At 50.3% G+C, this 18,834-nt stretch carries 13 protein-coding genes; 9 read left to right on the forward strand and 4 right to left on the reverse strand.

Translation table 11 applies throughout. The annotated features are described in order from the left end of the window. Positions 1-3: 3 nt before the first annotated feature. From JWJ90_RS04405 to ftsH, 3 genes are all read right to left on the reverse strand, one after another. Positions 4-609 (reverse strand): ADP-ribosylation factor-like protein, encoded by a 606-nt coding sequence (locus JWJ90_RS04405; protein ID WP_205225985.1) that lies wholly within the window; start codon positions 607-609, stop codon positions 4-6. 49 nt (positions 610-658) lie between these two features. After that, a complete protein-coding gene (locus JWJ90_RS04410) occupies positions 659-1,057 on the reverse strand; it encodes a roadblock/LC7 domain-containing protein (protein WP_205225986.1) in 399 nt (132 codons plus the stop codon). Between the two features lie 1,296 nt (positions 1,058-2,353). Further along, the gene (gene ftsH / locus JWJ90_RS04415) at positions 2,354-4,144 is read right to left on the reverse strand and encodes an ATP-dependent zinc metalloprotease FtsH (RefSeq protein WP_338032286.1); all 1,791 of its coding nucleotides are present in this window, start codon (positions 4,142-4,144) and stop codon (positions 2,354-2,356) included. Positions 4,145-5,434: 1,290 nt separating this feature from the next. Between ftsH and nrfD (JWJ90_RS04420) the strand changes: the two genes are divergently transcribed. Then, complete coding sequence (gene nrfD, locus JWJ90_RS04420; RefSeq protein WP_205225988.1) at positions 5,435-6,628, forward strand: NrfD/PsrC family molybdoenzyme membrane anchor subunit; 1,194 nt, start codon at positions 5,435-5,437, stop codon at positions 6,626-6,628. Positions 6,629-6,709: 81 nt separating this feature from the next. Then, positions 6,710-7,153, forward strand: a complete 444-nt coding sequence (locus JWJ90_RS04425; RefSeq protein WP_205225989.1) for a MerR family transcriptional regulator — start codon at positions 6,710-6,712, stop codon at positions 7,151-7,153. A gap of 153 nt (positions 7,154-7,306) precedes the next feature. Here the strand turns inward: JWJ90_RS04425 and JWJ90_RS23505 are convergent, their stop codons facing one another. Then, positions 7,307-9,697 (reverse strand): sigma 54-interacting transcriptional regulator, encoded by a 2,391-nt coding sequence (locus JWJ90_RS23505; RefSeq protein ID WP_205225990.1) that lies wholly within the window; start codon positions 9,695-9,697, stop codon positions 7,307-7,309. 328 nt (positions 9,698-10,025) lie between these two features. On the opposite strand from JWJ90_RS23505, the gene JWJ90_RS04435 reads away from it, so the two are divergent. From JWJ90_RS04435 to JWJ90_RS04465, 7 genes are all read left to right on the forward strand, one after another. Then, positions 10,026-10,781 (forward strand): 4Fe-4S dicluster domain-containing protein, encoded by a 756-nt coding sequence (locus tag JWJ90_RS04435; RefSeq protein WP_205225991.1) that lies wholly within the window; start codon positions 10,026-10,028, stop codon positions 10,779-10,781. Between the two features lie 21 nt (positions 10,782-10,802). After that, entirely contained in the window at positions 10,803-11,495 is a 693-nt protein-coding gene (locus tag JWJ90_RS04440) for a c(7)-type cytochrome triheme domain-containing protein (protein WP_205225992.1), read from the forward strand. Between the two features lie 739 nt (positions 11,496-12,234). After that, complete coding sequence (locus JWJ90_RS04445) at positions 12,235-12,468, forward strand: hypothetical protein (protein WP_205225993.1); 234 nt, start codon at positions 12,235-12,237, stop codon at positions 12,466-12,468. Between the two features lie 40 nt (positions 12,469-12,508). Continuing rightward, a complete protein-coding gene (gene nrfD / locus JWJ90_RS04450) occupies positions 12,509-13,693 on the forward strand; it encodes an NrfD/PsrC family molybdoenzyme membrane anchor subunit (protein WP_205225994.1) in 1,185 nt (394 codons plus the stop codon). A gap of 68 nt (positions 13,694-13,761) precedes the next feature. After that, positions 13,762-14,130 (forward strand): MerR family transcriptional regulator, encoded by a 369-nt coding sequence (locus JWJ90_RS04455; RefSeq protein WP_205225995.1) that lies wholly within the window; start codon positions 13,762-13,764, stop codon positions 14,128-14,130. A gap of 161 nt (positions 14,131-14,291) precedes the next feature. Beyond that, positions 14,292-15,479 carry a DNA polymerase Y family protein gene (locus JWJ90_RS04460; protein WP_205225996.1) on the forward strand — a complete coding sequence of 396 codons (1,188 nt, stop codon included), beginning with the start codon at positions 14,292-14,294 and terminating at the stop codon, positions 15,477-15,479. Positions 15,480-15,532: 53 nt separating this feature from the next. Beyond that, positions 15,533-18,610 (forward strand): DNA polymerase III subunit alpha, encoded by a 3,078-nt coding sequence (locus tag JWJ90_RS04465; protein WP_240194747.1) that lies wholly within the window; start codon positions 15,533-15,535, stop codon positions 18,608-18,610. Positions 18,611-18,834: the final 224 nt, after the last annotated feature.

Here is an 18,834-nt window from a genome sequence, read left to right on the forward strand (position 1 = left end):
CCACTACATAAGTTTTTTCTGAATAGAGATAACAGTTGAAGATATTATCTTTTTCAATGTTTCTGGGACATTATAACCAGTAAGGGCGCTGCCTTCAAAGTACGGAACCTTCAGTTTGCTGTTCAGGTCTTTTTCCAGGACAGATGTCGGCAGGATAGGGATTCCCTGGTTACGAAGATCGACCTTGTTATACTGAAGGACCAGCGGAATTTTAAAGATGGATTCTTTATACCCCTGCAAGTTTTCGTGCAGTTGGTTGAGTGAGCGAATATTCTTCTCCCGCATCTGTTCTTGAGCATCGGCTACAAAAACAATGCCGTCAACGCCCTTAAGAACCAGTTTTCGAGTTGCGTTATACTTAACCTGACCTGGTACGGTATACAGCTGAATCTTAAGCTCGTAGCCTTTGATCTGTCCCATATTAAAGGGGAGGAAATCAAAGAAAAGGGTGCGATCACCGTGGGTTTTCAAACTCACCATTTCAGATTGGATCTGTTTGGAAAACTTACGATTAATATATTCAAGGTTGGTGGTTTTGCCACCACGTCCAGGACCGTAATAGACAATTTTGACCTGAACGATTTTTTCCCTAAGGTTTATAAAACTCACGACGCTCTCCTGCTGGTAAAAGCGTTAGATACACTACAAAGCAACAGGTCTAATTTCTGGACCAGATCTTCTTGATACGTTCGATGGCCTCAACAACGTTCAGCCTTAAAAAACCAAGGGAAATCCCTTTACCAAACATCGTGATGAGCAGGAGTTCATCATCGATTTTAGAAAAGTGAATATTGCATTCAGAGCCTTTGTGGAACAGGAGTGAAAATTCCTGCTCACCAACCAGCTTGGCCATGGCATCGACGGTAGCGAAGTTACCTGCTGCCAGAGCAGCAAAGGAGTAAACATCGTACTTGGAGGTTCCATTATCTTTTGCCGTAATAATGTTGCCAGCCATATCAATGATGATAACGCAATCAACACCAATTTTGATGAGCTTTTCAGTCAGGATTTCATCTATTTTTTCAAGCTGTTCCTGGCTAACAACTCCATAATTCATATGCTACCTCGTTACCTGGTCAGTATGTTGTTAAGAAGAGTGAGAGTGCATTCGTAGGGAAATCTTGGAAAGAATGTTTTTTAGTCTTGCACCGTATGTGGGATCCGGAAAAACATGCAAGATCCCTTTTAATTATTCGATTTCTTATCCGTCAGATAAAAAATAATTTTTCTCAAGTGAGAGCTATGCTTTGCTCGGAATGATAAGAGAAACGTTGTAATTCTAGCCAGTTCGAGCTCGTTGCCTCCTGTGATTCTTGAAGGTGAGGCGAGCTAAAACAATGAAACACACTGAATCGATTCAATAATATGCTATCTGCCCCTGGCATGTAAAGCGAAACAAAATTCAGGATGCATTTACCTGTTCAGTTGACGAGAAAAAGATGCAATGTGCGAATCCTTGAGTGCCTTGACTCTCGATTTTCTGCAATCAGATCTCGGAAAACAAACAATATATGCAAGGCAATATAGCCGTCGTATCAAAGCGTTGAAATCCTGCTATCAGGATTGTTTTCGGCGACTGCGTCGCCAAATCGCGGTGCTGATTCCCTCAAACCCCGCGATTGCACATCAGCCGAAATGAAGAGGAAAAAGGTGTTCCCCTCCTTGGCTGGAACCTGGTATTTGGCTGAGTGCCGCTACTGGCAGAGTCGCTGAGAGCCATTGATAGCCCTGGAAACTTGTTCAAGTATCAGGAGTATACGTCAGATGGGAAATTATATGAAGGGGTTTTTGGAGGAAAAATATTTCTCTCCTACGCTCAAAAAAGCGTTGGCTCAAGGGGCTTCCTGTGAGTCAGCGGCCTTGTAAACAGATTCAAATCCTGAACAGGTAAGCCAAGGTCTACACGCCTGACACCGTGAGGGAATCTTGAATGATTCCTGAATCCGTGACGGCGGATGGTCTCTGAATAACATATTCAGTTGATAATGCAGAAATTTTCAAACTAATTTATTTGCTATTCAGTTTCACCCACCGCCCTTTGGGGTATCCATTAGTACGCCACCTTCACTGTTCGTAACAAGCCGATAAAGTATACTTTAATCGACATGTCACAAACAGCGAAGCTGACACACCAATGAATGCTCACGGATCCAGGTGATTGTTTTTTCTGCCAATCTTGAGGGTGTCTTGAATAATTAGATTTTTCAATCAAGGCCAAGGATTGCGCAAAATTTTACCGCAGGCATATGTGTGATATTCCGAGGATAAAATTTTAAGCATGACGCCGGGATTGGCAGAAAAAGCAATTATTCAAGATTCCCTTGATTGTAAAGTCTAACTATCCAAGACACCCTCAGGCCTCCGTTTCCCCTTTATTGTTCACAATCATGGCGATATCCGCCCTGGATATGGTTTCCTTATCAAGGAGGGCCTGGGTCAGGGCGTCAAGTTCCGAGCGGTGGGCGACAAGAATTTCTCGCGCATGGTCATAGGCTGATTGAACAAGTTTTTTTACTTCCGTGTCTAAAAGGACGGCTGTCTGTTCACTGATGATTACCTGTTGCCCATGGGGCGGGCTTGCCGCGGGAAAGGTGAGTGGTCCGACAGTGGGACTCATGCCCCATTCGCAAACCATTTTTCTGGCGATATCTGAGACGCGTTCAATATCATTACCTGCGCCTGTGGTCATCTGGTCAAAAACGATTTCCTCGGCAATGCGGCCCCCAAGAAGCGTGCAGAGGGTGTTGAACAGGTAGACTTGATCGTGGGAGTTTCGTTCTTCTTCTGGGAGCTGCATGGTGAGCCCCAGAGCACGACCACGGGGGATGATCGTTACCTTGTGAACCGGATCAGCTCCGGGGAGCATCCAGGCGACCAGTGCATGCCCGGCCTCATGGCAGGCAGTGGTTCGTTTCTCCCGTTCGGTAATGATCATGCTTCTGCGCTCGGCCCCCATCATTACTTTGTCTTTGGCGGCTTCCAGGAGATCCATGTCGATTTGCTCCTTCTTCTGTCGAGCCATGAGCAGGGCAGCTTCATTGATTAAGCTGGCAAGTTGGGCGCCGGAAAAACCAGGTGTGCCTTTTGCTATGACCTCCCAGGCAACCTCGGGAGAGATCTTCGCGTTGCGGGCATGCACCTGGAGAATCTTTTGACGGCCCCCCACATCCGGAAGCGGCACCATAACCTGGCGGTCAAAACGGCCGGGACGCAGTAGAGCAGGGTCAAGAATATCCTGGCGATTGGTTGCGGCAATAATAATGACATGGTCGTTTGCTTCAAACCCATCCATTTCAACCAGGAGTTGGTTGAGGGTCTGCTCACGCTCATCGTTTCCGCCAGAGCCAGCTCCAGAGCTGCGATGTCGCCCAACGGCGTCGATTTCGTCGATAAAAATGATACAGGGCGCTTTCTTTTTCCCCTCGTTAAAAAGATCCCGAACGCGTGAGGCGCCAATGCCCACGTACATTTCCACAAAGTTTGAGCCGCTTATAGAGAAGAAAGGTACGCCGGCTTCACCTGCAATGGCCTTGGCAAGCAGGGTCTTTCCTGTCCCAGGTTCACCGTAGAGAAGGACTCCCGTGGGGATTTTTGCCCCCGCCTGAACAAAGTGATCTGGGTTTTTTAAAAATTCAACAACTTCCTCAATCTCTTCTTTGGCCTCGTCAATCCCCGCCACATCCGTCAGGCGTACTTTGGATTCTTCAGGATTGATCAACCGTGCGCGAGATTTACCAAAGGCCATGGCTCGGCCACCGCCCTGACCACCTTTTTTTTGAAAGAAAAAAAACCACACCAACCCCAGGATAAGCACCGGCCCCCAAATAAGCAGGGCTTGCAAGTACCATGGCGGTTCACCTGTTTCTTCTGCAAGGATGCTTACCTCTTTTTTGAGTAAATGGGGTAAGGCCGCACTCGTAAGCGGTACGACGGTTTTAAATTTTTCACCGTTTGAAGTGTCCCAATAAATGACATTACTTTTCATCCGAACCTTGGAGAGGTGTCCGGACTCAACCTTTTTAAGAAAGTCTGTGTAAGGGACACGGTGATACCGTTCAGGGGCTTTGTTGCAGTAGTTAAAGAGAAATAACGCGGCAAGGGCAATAATCAGCCAAAGTGAGAGATTCTTGTAGAATTTCTGCACAGCATTCTCCTGAAATGGTGGTTGATGAAATAAGGGGATCCTTTGGGCAAAATCCCTGTCAGATTTAAATGGGGTAGCGTTGCAGGCGCAGAATAAGCCCTCCCTGCAATTTGCAGCTACCATAAAAAAGACGAAAGGTAAAGTCGGAAGGAAAAAGAAGGGTTCCCCTTCAAGGCCGCCACCTTGAAGGGGAGGGGGGAAGCCCGCTCGTTTTCTGAAATAATGCGAGTGGCTATGTATAACCATGCATTATCTGTTCCACTCTCAATAGAGAGCTTTCAGGCGCAAAGCGAAGCTAACTCTATAATATTTTGTAAGTTATTGATGTAATCACCTTGGCGAGAAATAAAACAGGTTGAAGTGAAAATTTATACTGGGATCAATTTGCGCCTAGCCGCACAGGGCTGATGTGGCGAATTGAGTCATTGCTTAGAGATATGGCGTGTTGCTCCTGAATCATGTGATTTTGTTATTTTTGCCCATGTTTTCAGAAGATTGGTGTTTTACTTGTCAGTAAAAAAGGAGGAAATAGTAATTTCAACGAAACTTTGAAAATGTATTTTGGGCTAATTATGATCAGCTAATTTATAACTTTTCTTACAATTACCGTTCGATTTTCTTGACAGGGGGTGCAAGGCAGGATAGACAGTAGCGCATTGGTAATCGATTACCCCCTTAAAAAAAGTGCTGGGCTTATCGCCCAAAGGAGGTGCTGTCTTGTGATGAGATCATCAAGGTTTGTATCCGCCAATACACCTTGATGAGATAATTGCCGTCCCCGATTCCCTGAGTTTGAAGTGCGGTCGCCTCATCCCCACCAATATGCATGGCGATCTTACTTGCACTCGGAGATTGCGGAAGATGTCAAGACTGCCCCAGGTATGGGGCTAGGAGAAGAAAAATGGAAGCCATAGTATTTTTCGTTGTCTGGTTGGGTGGTGCTGTTCTCCATACACTGTTCGATCTGAGAATCAAACCGGTTCTTCAGGCGGTCAGAGAAGAGAGTGACTTACCCTGATACCCTTGAATCTGTGGGGTGTCTTGAATAATTAGATTTTTCAATCAAGGCCAAGGATTGCGCAAAATTTTACCGCAGGCATATATGTGATATTCCGAGGATAAAATTTTAAGCCTGACGAGGTAAGCGCCAGACTCCGGGGGATTGGAAGAAAAAGCAATTATTCAAGATTCCCTGTGAGTATTCGCCGTCACAGATTCTGGTAAGAATCTTTAAACGTTTATCGAACAGCAAGCGGCTCTATGCCGTTTTGCACTGGAGGAAGCGCTATCATGGAGAATATAGCAGCTAAAGTGTTGCCCCAAGAAGGAGGGCTTGAAGGAAGTCGCTCCGGTATATACGACAAAACCATTGGCCTTTTAGGGCTGATAACACTTGTTGGTGTAGGATTTGGAGTACACGCATTTATAGCGGGGCATGAACATGTGTACGGGGTAACCCGTGAGGTCCCCTGGGGGCTCATGCTTGCCGCATATGTCTTTTTCGTTGTCACCTCGACCGGACTCTGTCTGGTCAGTTCCATCGGCCATGTTTTTGGTTATGAGTCGTTTAAACCCATTGCTAAACGTTCTGTTTATCTGGCTATTTCGACAATTGTCGCCGGATTTCTCGTCATTGCCTTCGAGATTGAAAATCCCTGGCGCATGGCTGTTTACAATGTCATTTCCCCGAATCTGACCTCAAATATTTGGTGGATGGGGACACTGTATGGCGCCTACCTCTTTTGCATGCTCATAGAGTTTGCCCTGCTCCAGGCCGGAAAACACAAAATTGCCGGTATGTGTGGTCTGCTGGGGGTAGTCGCCGGTGTTGCCGCCCATTCCAACCTGGGGGCGGTTTTTGGACTGCTCAATGGCCGCGAGTTCTGGCATGGCCCCTATATGCCCATTTATTTCATCACCTCCGCCATGATGTCCGGTTGCGCTACAGTCATCTTTTTTCACTGGCTCGGCTATAAAATTAATGGCTGGAAAATGAGCGATAAACTTCAGGAATCCCTACGCTCCGTAGCCAAACTTGGAGCTTTGCTCTATCTGGTCATCATGTTTTTTACCACCTGGAAACTGATTTCCGGTATTGCTGGCCATCCTCCGGGAAAATATGAAGCTATCATGTCGCTTGTCTCCGGTCCCTATGCCAAGAATTTCTGGATTGGTGAAGTTGGCCTCGGTCTGGCGCTGCCATTTCTGATCATTCTTGCCGTGCGCGCAAAAAACCTGACAGCCATGGCAATTGGTTCCCTTGCCTCCATTATCGGAATCTTTGTCATGCGTTACGACCTGGTTATTGTGGGACAGATTATCCCTGGTTTTCACAAAATGGACATCGTGGACCTGCCCCATATTCTTCCGTACTCTCCCACCTTGCATGAGTGGGTGATCACTCTGTCTGGCTTTGCCTTCTGCGGTATTTTGTTCATGATGGGCGAGCGGTTGTTTCGCGGCCATCTGTCTGAAGATCATTAATGATATCCGTGTCGCACAGCAGGGGGACTCTTCAAGGTGCAGGCCTCCTGTTCCGGCACCCCGTTGAGACAGGAGGCCGGTATGGCAAGAAAGAAAACCGAGATTCAGGTAATTCGCTCCGATGTGCCCATATACCCTATCGGAGTTGCCGCTAAATTGGTCAATGTTCACCCGAGAACTCTGCGAATTTATGAGCAGGAAGGATTGATCCAGCCCGCTATGATAGGGAATCGGCGAATGTTTTCAGCCGATGATATTCAATGGATAACATGTCTGCGAACGTTTATTCACGAAGAGGGGATTTCCATTCCAGGGCTGAAAAAGCTTCTGGAATACATTCCCTGCTGGGAAGTGGCTGACTGCCCGCATGATGTGTGTTCCCAATGCTCAGCTCGGGTCGATCGCTGCGTCCCCAAGACACTGCATAGGGTAGGGGATGAAGAGGCTCGCATCGAGGCTAAGAACAGTGATGTTGCCAAACGCAAGAAGGCCGCGATCAAAAAAAAGCACCGATCCTCTGGCTGAAAGAGAGACGAGACCAACAAAAAGAAATTTTTGTTGGGGTTGTTTAATAGAGAGCTTTCAGCAGAGTGCTGCCGCAGCCAGAGGAACGCGCAAGCAAGGCAAAAGGGCGCTGAGGGGGGCACCTTCAGCGCCCTTGTTGTTCGACATGACGGATTAACTGGCGATTGCAGCCGGATTGACGAGTTGATACCGCTCGATTTTTCGGCGAAGCGTATCCTTGGAAATCCCCAGTTCCCGGCAGGTGGCCATCTTACGCCATTTATTTCGATCAAGACTGAGGAGAATAGCCTGTTTTTCGATTTCTTCCAGGCTCTGCGGACCTGCCTGCCCGGAGCAAATTCCTTGGTCATCGAGTCCAGTAACAAAGGGTTCAGGAAGGTGTTGGGGCTGAATATAGCCGCCTTCACAGAGGATAAAGGAGTACTCTACAATATTTTCTAGTTCGCGAATGTTGCCGGGAAAATCGTAGCGCATCAAGAGAGAGAGTGCGCTGCTTGAGATCCCAACGATATCTTTTCCCTGTTGGGCCGCATATTTTTTTATAAAATGCTCAATGAGCAGGGGGATATCCTCCTTGCGGTCTTTAAGCGGTGGCAGGCTGATCTTAACCACATTCAGCCGATAGAAGAGATCGTCGCGAAAACTTCCCTCCTTGACCAGCGCCTGCAGGTCCCTATTTGTGGCGGTGATAATGCGCACATCGGCTTTCACCGGCTCATTTGAGCCCAAGGGCTCATAGACCTTCTCCTGGAGAACCCGCAATAGTTTAACCTGAACACTTCCGGGAATATCTCCAATTTCATCAAGAAAAAGCGTGCCGCCTTCTGCAGCGGCAAACCGCCCCTGCCTGTCTTTACGGGCATCGGTAAAAGCCCCGGCTTTGTAGCCAAAAAGTTCCGATTCAAGCAGGGTTTCGGGCAGGGCGGCGCAGTTGACAACCACAAAGGGTTTCTCCTTACGCTCACTGGCATTGTATAAGGCCCGTGCGACCAGTTCCTTACCTGTGCCGCTTTCACCGAGAATAAGGACCGTACTCGGGCTGCGTGCAATATCGGGCATGATGGAAAAAAGACGCTGCATGGCGACCGACTTCGAGATGATCGCATCAAAGTTGTATTTCTGATGCAGCTGCTGCCGCAGGGTCGTGATAGTGGTAAGATCGCGAAAAGTTTCCACGCCGCCAATTATATTCCCTTCGTGGTCGGTTAAAGGGGCGGCACTGATGCTGATGGGCACCTTACTGCCTTGAACATCACGAATAGTGATGGAGCGATTAGCTACGGGCGTCCCCTTGTACAAGCTCTCAGCGATAGCGCAATTTTTACCGCAAATGGAGGAGTGGAAAATATCCGAGCAGGATTTACCCATGGCGTCTTCCCGCGCCCAGCCTGTGATTTCCTCGGCAGCCCGATTGAAGGAGGTAATGCACCAGTTGCGATCAACAGTGAACACCCCATCGGCAATGGAATCAAGGATCAGGCTTTCTCGAATAGAGGAGGTGTTGTCACGAAAAGTTTCAATCCCACCGATAATATTGCCGAAATCGTCAAAGAGCGGTGCTGAGCTGATGGTGACCGGAATCGAGTCCCCATCTTTATTTTTGATAAAAATCGACTGATCCACATACATGGAGTTGCTGTCGATAGCCTTCAAGAGCATGCAGTCATCGCCACACAATGAGGAATGAAATATTTCACTGCAGGGCTTGCCAAGCACCTCCTCCTGTTTCCAGCCGGTGATTGACTCAGCAGCTCGGTTAAACGATGTGATTATTCGATTGCGATCAATGGTGAAAACCCCATCGGCAACCGAGGAGAGAATCAGGGCATTATTGAGACTGTCTGTACAGTCATGGAAGGTCTGCACCCCTCCAATGACGCTCCCTTTAAGGTCATACAGAGGATTTGATGTCAATGAGAGAGGAAAGAACCGGCCTTGTTTATTGGTCATAAAGACGGTTTGGCGGTTGAACGACTGCTCCTGTTCCACCGTCGAGCGAATCAGGCACCCGTTTTCGCAGAGCTCAGCTGGAAAGACTTCCTGGCATTTTTTCCCGAGTACATTTTCTGCGCTCCAACCGGTGATCTGCTCGGCTGATTTATTAAAAGATATGATCTCCAGATCCCTGTTGACCGTGAGTACCCCCTCCGCCAGCGAGTCCAGGAGTAATTGATTATAAAGGGGGGCGTTGTTTTCATCAATACTCACCAGAGCACAGGTAACAGCACCTTTGGGGCCGTAAATTGGGGTAATGGTCGCGAGCACCTCAATCGGGGTTGCGTTGGTATCTGGTAAGGAGAGTAGGGCGGGCAGGGTGTGCGCATCTTCCCACTGCTGCTGATCAAACAACTCTGAAATCTGGGCGACCTTCTCTTGAAAGTGCAGTATGTGCTCAAGCGGCACCTCCAAAAGTTCGGAGGAGCTACGAGCGGTCAGCCCCTCGGCGTTTTTATTGATGCCCTTGATCCGGCCGTAGGTATCAATGCAAATAAGGGAGAGTGCATTGTGGAACATTGTGGGGATTTGCGGAATATTTGAAGTCATCGCACCTGCACTTGAAAAAGGGCTAAAGTATTCACTCAATTGGACGGGCTGACAAAACTCTTCCCAAGGACCTGAAGGCTGAGAATGAGAACGGGTCTCTTCAATAGGTAACCATTATCGCCGACATGGGAAGAGGGCAAAAAGTACTGTTACTATACCATATATTTGAAAACTTGCTCTTCTCATGGTTTTGGGTTATGTTCGCTTGTTGCATTTTTGAATTAATGAGGAGCTATTCATTCTCGGCTGCCTTTTCTCATGCCATAACAACACATTGTAGCACTCGGTGCCGATGTCGTCTTCGTTACTATTATTCTGAGGGTGTGGAATGAACATTAATGAGTTGGAAAAGTTAAACAATGAAGGGGTGGAGCATCTGCCATCGCTGGAGCGCCGAACCTTTTTACGTGCCGGACTCGCCATCACCGGTTTGTTTATGGGTGGGACGATTCTGTCACTGACCTCTGCCCGTAATGCGCAAAGTGCCATGGGCCCCCTGCCTACCAAAGAGCAGTATCCGTACAGCCCTCATTATAGCATGGTCATGCGCCAGAACCTCTGCATCGACTGTGAACGCTGCATGGAGGCCTGTGTCAAAACCAATCATGTCCCTGAATATGGTTATCGGACCATCATTCTTGAGCGGACTCGTGACATCGCGCCCAAGGAGAAAGAAACTATCTTCATGCCCGTGCTCTGTAATCAGTGTAACGAGCCTCCCTGTGTTCGTGTCTGTCCGACCGTGGCCACCTATAAGGATAAAACCACGGGCATCGTTATGATGGACAGCAAAAAATGTATCGGCTGTAAAACCTGTATGGCAGCCTGTCCATATAATGCCCGCTATTTTAATGAAGAAATTCGAGCTGTTGACAAGTGTAACTTCTGCTTTGACACTCGACTCTCCAAAGGGATGAAAGATACTGCCTGTGTCGAGGCCTGTCCGGCCCATGTTCGTGTCTTTGGGGACCTCAGCGATCCGGAAAGTGAAGTGTATCAACTGATCCACAAACCCGAGACCACGGTCTGGGTACTGCGTCCAGAGACGGGCGCTCTGCCTAATGTCTTTTACATGAACGCTTAAGCCGTCAAAGGAGAAAGGATTATGAATGCAAAAGAAAATGGATCTGCACTCCTTGGCGCCTTACTTGCGGCAGGAATGTTGTGTTGTGCCAGCGCTCAAGCCACCGAACCGGCGGTCGATGTCCAGCCCCAGTTCGAATCGTATGGAGACACCAAGGTTATCGCGGTTGAACCGATTCGTGATATGTTCAGCCATAAATCGCACGTTGTCATCGCCGGTCTGAGCTGTGACAGTTGTCATCCTGATATTTTTGAACGTAAACGTGGGGCAGCCAAAGCCAATGGCGACTACAACATGGCCTCACTGGAAGAGGGCATGTACTGTGGCGCCTGCCACGACGGTGATATGGCCTTCAATACCACCGGACCGGAGACCTGTAAGGTCTGTCACGGCAGCGATATGAAGCAGCCTGACGAGGTCATCTTTAATGTTCCCGTAAAAACGGTTATTTTTAACCATAAAGAGCATGTTGAGATGGGGCTTGACTGTTCCAGTTGTCATGACCAGGCCTTTGAGATGCGTGTTGGAGCCGCTGAAGAGCAGCCTGAGAAATTCACCATGCAGGCGCTCTATGACGGCAAATACTGCGGTCTCTGCCATAATGGCTCCGACGCCTTTGCCTCCGACACTCGTTGCACCACCTGTCATATCGGCGTGAGTGGTTTTGAACGCCGCTTTGTATCCGAGGCCGAGGAAGACGAACACGGCCATTGATCCCTTCGCATTTCTTCTTCCGGGGCAGTTTTCTACTGCCCCGGAAGCTCTTTGCTTCCCCTTCTATCTATTGTCAAGAAAACCTGACAGTCCGTATTTATAGAAGTCGGCTCAACGTTGCTCTTGACTTCGTCCTTGCCCCCTCCTTGTTCATTTTCCTTACTCTTCTCCGGATGTTAGCTCCCGTTTTCATCTAGGGTTCCCCAAAAAAACAGCTAAAAACCGTCCTGCCTCTTACCGCTTTTACTATAAGTACTCCTCATGCAAGGCGTATTTTGCGTCCATGCTTCTGGCGTTAACTCTCAACATCCTAGAATAACAGAATAAATCAACGTGCCTTGGCTTGGCCTAACCAGGAGAGTTCTTTTTCTCATCGCTGCTACTTCCCCTTTTCATTGCCAGCTTTCAATAGCCCTTCTTTTACGAATAATTGTTGTATTTCGGTAAGATAGCACCTCTTCTCCTGCGATACAAGCAAGAGCGATTTTGGGCGCATATTGATTCTATGGTCCGTGGCCAATAGGGCGTATTTAGCGTCCTCTGTGTAATTAATCTATCAATAATGATGTTGCTAAAAACCTAAACATCATCTTTTGCACATGTAAAAATGCACACAACTTCAAAGCGTTGTTCAAGTAACCCTGAAAAAATGGTGGAAATCTACCGCTATGGCACATGGCTTGCGATATTGAAAGCAAGAAAAATGCTTCAACCAGCGAACAACGAACAGGGGATGACAATGAATACTTTACCACACAACCAGACCAAGCGTTTAGAGAACGATGGCGGTCGTTCTCTTGGCACCTGGGTTCGTTCCCACCTGGCCCAAATCGTCGAGTCTTTCTGGTTCTGTCTTACCTTTCTCCTTTTTCTCCTTCTTGGACCGTTTTCAGCCGTGGTGGTTCTCATCGGCCTGGGGTCCCTGGCAAGCGAAGAAAACAGGGCAAAAATGACTGAGCCGGCACGTTTATAATTTTTTCACACCTATCTGAACACGCAAGGAGGTACGTATCATGGCAAATGGGTTTTTACTGACAGCAACTGCTGAGCCGGAGGTCGCCAATCCTCTGGTGAAAACTTTGTCCGGTTTGTTTGGCATTATTCTGGTCGCCGGTGTCTGTGTAGGCTTGGCCGGATTTTTTGTTGGACATGAACACATCTTCAACAATACCCGTGAGGTGCCTTGGGGGCTACTGATTTCCACCTATGCCTTCTTTGCCATCACTTCCACCGGCCTGTGCCTGCTTGCCGCCATCAGCCATGTCTTTGGTGGCAATAAGCTGGCGCCTCTTGCCAACCGCATGGTCTGGGTATCCCTGATCACCATTCTCAGTGGTTTTGTCGTCATCGGCATGGAGATCGAAAGCCCTTGGCGAATGGCTATTTACAACGTCATCTCTCCTAATATTACCTCTAATATCTGGTGGATGGGTACGCTCTACGGTATGGCCCTTGGATTTATTCTCCTTGAGTTCTGGCTCATCCTCACCCGCCATTACACCATGGCGCTTGCACTCGGTATCCTTGGTGCCCTGGCCGAAGTCGCCGCCAACACCTGCCTTGGTGGTGTTTTTGCCACACTTGCAGCCCGTCCCTTCTGGTACGGTGCCCAGTTGCCGGTGTACTTTCTGGCCTGTGCCTTTCTTTCCGGTGCTGCTGCAGCAATCCTCTTTACCCACTACGCCTACGTTATTCGCGGCAAAAAGATGGATCAGCACATCTTTGACGGCGTTCAGGCCGCCGGTAAAGTTATGCTCTTGATGCTGATTCTGGTTGCGGTGGCCACTTTCTGGCGCATGGCCTCCTTCTATGTCGGTGGTGTTGATGACGGCAAACTTGCAGCCAATGCCCTTTACGCTGGCCCGCTCTCCTTTAACTTTTGGGTCCTCGAGGTTGGTGTCGGCCTGGCTGCACCTGCAGTGCTGATTTTAATCACTCGCTTGAAAAGTGTTGCCGCCATGTCCACCGCCGCTCTCATGGTTCTGGTTGGCATGTTTATCTCCCGACTCAATATGGTCACCGGCGGTCAGATCGTTCCTCAGTACCTGGGCTATGATAACCTGCCGACCTACCTCAACTATACCCCGTCCGGATTTGAGTGGTTGGTTGCGCTGGCCGGTATCGGATTCACCGGTCTTGCCTTTCTGCAGGGAGAGCGCTTTTTCGGAAAAAGCTTCTCTGATCATGAAGCCCACTAAGATCTGGCGCAGAGTATTTGACCGGCACGCCCCTGTGCCGGTCGTGGATTTCCGCAACGGGGGAAACAATGGTTGATGAACAAAAAGCGATATTCACCATCGGAGTTGCCGCACAGATGTTGGGTGTGCATCCCCGGACCTTGCGAATCTACGAAGAAGAAGGTTTGATTACCCCTATCCGCAAGGGAAAATGGCGCTACTACACCATGAACGATATCAAATGGATTGAATGCCTACGGGAGATGATCCACCAACATGGTGTCTCTATTGCTGCGGTGAAAAAGCTGCTGCAATACACCCCTTGCTGGAATATTACCGACTGCCCCTTTGAGAAGCGCAAGCAGTGTACCGCCTTTATGGCCAACGGTCTTGTTCCCAAGAAAATCGAAAAGAAAAAGGTGAAAAAATCCCAGGGGTCAGGTTCAAAGGCCGCCTGAATCTACCCCCGCAATTTTTCACAAAGCCCGTCACATCTTTGATGTGACGGGCTTTTTTTTTTGACCTGATTCCGTGAGTGTTGAGTTCGTCCCTCACAGGGGATGGAGGTAATGTATAGTTCAGCTTTACATTTACTGTACATTTAGCTAAAGTCATTCCCATGGAACGACGAATCATTCATCTCAATATTGCCGACTTCAGTGTGGCGGTGGAGCGGGTGATGGACAGCCGCCTTCGAACCAGGCCGTTGATCATTGCCCAGCCTTCGGCCCGCTCTCTGGTCTACGATATGAGCGATGAGGCATATGGCGCGGGGGTCCGGAAGGGAATGGCCCTGAGTCTGGCCCGCAAACGATGCCCCACAGCACATATTCTTCCCCCCAGGCTGGAGAAGTACCGCAAGGCTATGGATGCCTGCCTGCAACAGGTGCAGCCCTATACCCCCCTGGTGGAGCGTTCCAGTGATACAGGGCATTTCTATCTTGATGTCAGTGGAGTGGGGCGTCTTTTCGGTCCACCCCAGGATATCGGCCTTCGCCTGCGGCGCTCCATGCAAAAGTCCCTGGGGCTTGATCCCATATGGTCGGTAGCCCCCAACAAACTTTTGGCCAAGGTGGCCAGTCGTCTGGTTAAACCCCGGGGAGAATATATCCTCCAGGAGGCAGGCACCTCTTTTTTAGCCCCGCTGGCACTACGCATCCTGCCGGGAGTCAGTCAAAGAGATCAGCTTCGCCTGGCCCATGTCAATATCTGGCAGGTGGGGCAGGCAACCGCGTTGAGTGTCCACGAGTTAAGCCTGCTTCTTGGCCAACAGGCGCATTCCCTCTACCGGATCCTGCGAGGTATAGATACTTCGCCGGTTCTCCCTGGTGCATCCAGGCAACAGCGCAACACCTGGTACCACCATTTCAGCCCGGACAGTAACAGGGAAACGGTTATTCGAGCGGCCCTGTTGCAGCTTGTAACCCAAGCCGGAAGAACTCTGCGCAGTCGTGGCCTGGGGTGCCGCCAGGTTGGGATTACGGTCCAGTACACCGACGGGGTCCTGGTTAGCCGCCAAGGAAGCGTGTCCCAACCGCTTGATGAAGAAAAAGAGCTGCAACACCTGGCGGCAACCGTACTCTACCGGGCCTGGAGGCGACGGGTTCGTCTGCGTTGTCTCTCGTTCACCGTAGGCAAGCTACAACACCCTGTACAACAGCTCTCCCTCTTGGCTCACGCCCCCCAGTCGCTTGCTGTCCGGGAGCGTGACCGCAGCCTGAGTCGGGCCTTGGATGCGATCCATTTTCGCTGCGGCACAGACAAAATCATGCGGGGCACACAGCTGCTTGCCCGTCCTTCGATTTGAAAACATGGGCTTTCGAATTTGTTTAAAAAAGTTTGTGTTATTCGTATGATACGTTGTTCCATGACCACGTTTTTTTTCTCCCTCCTGCCATGATCGCCCTTGGTCTTCATTCCTCCTATTCCCTGATGCAGGGGACCGCCAGCCCTCAGGCTCTCTGTCGCTACGCCAAGGCCCAGGGATATAGCACCCTGGGGATGACCGACTGTAACAACCTGTATGGCCTTTGGAGGTTTCTTGAAGGCTGCCGTGAAGAAGGCCTGCGGCCCATCATCGGCGCAGAGTTGAGCACCGGCGATCATCAGCGTCTCTTTGCTCTGGTCAAAGACACTGTAGGGTTTAGCAACCTTTGTCAGCTGCTCAGCAAATGCCACCAGCACCCTCAATTCTGCCTCAAAACCGCCTTGGAGACGCATCACCAGGGGGTAGTCCTGTTGGCCACCGACAACTCCATGCTGCGTTTTGGCCGGGAGATTGAGGCCGATATACTGGCTGGTCTGGTGGCAGCTCCCACCCAGCATAACTCCGCCCTCCGTCTCCAGGCCAAAAAACTTGGATTGGGCTGCATCGCCCTCCAGGACAGTTATTTCCTCAACGCCAGGGATGAACCCCTGCACCGGCTTGTTCGTGCCATTGAACTCAACACCTCCTTTGAACGGGTGCCTGCGGACAGCTGGAAACCAAAAGGCATGCTGCCCTCGGCAACGGCCTGGAAAGAGCGATTTGCCATTTGGCCGGAATCACTGCGTGCGGCCCTGGATGTTGCCGAACGCTGCAGTTTGACAACTCCCTACCAGGGGCTGATTATGCCTCCCTGGTCGGGGCAGGACGCTCTGGGTGAGTTACGACAACGTGCTTTTGCCGGTGCCGGAAGACGGTACGGGCAACCATTGCCTCCCGAGGTAAACAAACGCCTGGAACACGAACTCAGCGTGATTGAATCCATGGGGTTTTCCACCTATTTCCTGGTCGTGCATGATATAGTCGGGCCGGTAGCCCGTACCTGCGGTCGTGGCTCCGGTGCGGCTTCGCTTGTGGCCTACTGCCTGCACATCACCAACGTCTGCCCACTACGCCATAACCTCTATTTCGAGCGTTTTTTAAATCCGGGGCGCAGCGATCCTCCGGATATAGATATTGACTTTGCCTGGGATGAGCGCGATGCCATGCTGAAGTCGGTGCTGAGCCGGTTTGGTTGCCGTGCGGCCATGGTGGCCAACCATGTCACCCTGCAACCCCGGGCCGCAATTCGAGAGACCGCCAAGGTCTTTGGCCTGCCTGATGGCGAGATCAATCGTGTCTGCAGGAAGCTGCCCTGGACCTGGCGCTCACAGGAGGCTGCAGGTGATTTTCTGACGCAGTTGCGTAACCTGCCCCAGCTACGCGATGCCGATCTCAGCGGTCCCTGGGCCATGATCCTGCAGCTTGCAGCCCGTATCAGCGGGGTGCCCCGCTATCTCTCTGTCCACCCTGGGGGGGTTGTGATTACCCCAAAACCGGTCTGCGACTATGTACCGGTGCAGCAGGCCGCAAAGGGGGTACCGACCATTCAATGGGAAAAAGACGGTGCCGAAGAGGCCGGGCTTGTGAAAATAGATCTGCTGGGCAACCGCAGCCTGGGGGTCATTCGCGATGCCCTGTCCCAGCTGCGGGCCGAGGGGAGCAGTCTTGATGAAAGCAGGTGGGTTCCTGAAGATGATCCCCCCACCAGAGAGACTGTGGCGCAGGGGAGGACCATGGGCTGTTTTTATATTGAAAGCCCGGCTACACGCCTGTTGCAACAGCGCTCGCAGCGGGGAGATTTTCAGCATCTGGTGATTCATTCCTCTATCATTCGCCCGGCAGCCAACGAATTTATTCGCGAATATCTGCGCCGTCTCCATGGCGGTTCCTGGCAGCCGCTGCACCCTTTGGTTGGCGGTGTCCTTGATGAGACCTACGGTATCATGGTCTACCAGGAAGACGTGTCACGTGTGGCTGTTCGGTTTGGTTTTTCCCATGGCGATGCCGACCGGCTGCGCAAAATCATGTCCAAAAAAGACAAAGCACTCCAGTTGCGCGATTATCAGCAGAAGTTTCTGGCGGCGGCAACAAGACGTAGTGTGCCCCCACAGGTGGCGGAAAAAATTTGGGCCATGATGATGAGCTTTCATGGCTATTCGTTTTGTAAACCCCATTCCGCCAGTTATGCGCGGGTTTCTTTTCAGGCAGCCTACCTCAAGACGCACTTTCCAGCCCAGTTCATGGCGGCTGTGCTCTCCAATCAGGGAGGCTTTTACTCAGCCTTTGCCTATGTCTCAGAGGCACGTCGACTTGGGCTTGAGATCCTGCCGCCCTGTGTCAACCAAAGTGAAATACAATGGCAGGGCAGGGGGCAAGTACTTCGGGTAGGCTTAATGGCAATATCCGGGGGAGGGGGGGAAACCTGCCAACGAAGCTGTCATCTTCGGGAAAAAGGGGAATTTCGCTCCGTCTTTGATTGGTTATCCCGGGTACAACCGGCCCGTGACGAGGCTCAGGCATTTGTTCATGCAGGGGCTTTGGATGCGCTCCACCCAGAGGCGACAACCAACCGCGGTCTGCTTGTCTGGCTCCTTGCCGTCTGGTTTCAAGGGAAAAAACGCGGCCATGCACTCTTTCCCCTGGACCCCAGTCCGCCCCCACTTCCGGCAGAAGTGCCCAGAGAACGGCTGCGCAATCAGTATAGGGTCCTTGGCTTTCTTTGCCAGCTTCATCCCATCACTCTTTTTGCCCATGAGCGACACCGTCTGCAGACGCGCACGTCCCATGAGCTTGCAACCCTGCCTGCGAATGCGGTTCGCACACAAAAACGGTTGCGCTATATCGGCTGGTTGATCACGGGCAAACTGGTCAGTACGAAAAAGGGGGAGGCTATGGAATTCCTCAGCTTTGAAGATGAGACCGGTCTTGTGGAATGTACGCTTTTTTCCAAAGCCTATGCCCGCTATTGCCATCTCATTTCCACCTGTGGTCCGTTTTTGCTCAGTGGCTACCTGGATGAAGATTTTGGTGTGCGCACCTTCACTATTGAACACCTGCGGCCCTTGCGTCTCGACCGAGCCAGAGGGAAACCGCAAGCAGAAGGGAGCCCGATCGCCGCCGAGTCAGCTTGAGCTGTAGGGACAATGAAATATCATTTTCCCGGTGAAAAGAATTCTTCATTTTGTCCCTGAGCAACGAAATCTTTTGGTGAGGCGAAAATTTTTTAACAAATTCATTGATTATTCAGTTTGATCTTTATGCCGCTGGGCCGCATAATTTCAGAGAGCAGACAGCTTAATGCGTGACGGCGCCTGATAGTTGACTGACGCACAAATGAATGCTCAAGGATTCAGCA

The sequence above is a fragment of the Desulfobulbus rhabdoformis genome, assembly GCF_016919065.1.
Taxonomy (GTDB): Bacteria; Desulfobacterota; Desulfobulbia; order Desulfobulbales; family Desulfobulbaceae; genus Desulfobulbus; species Desulfobulbus rhabdoformis.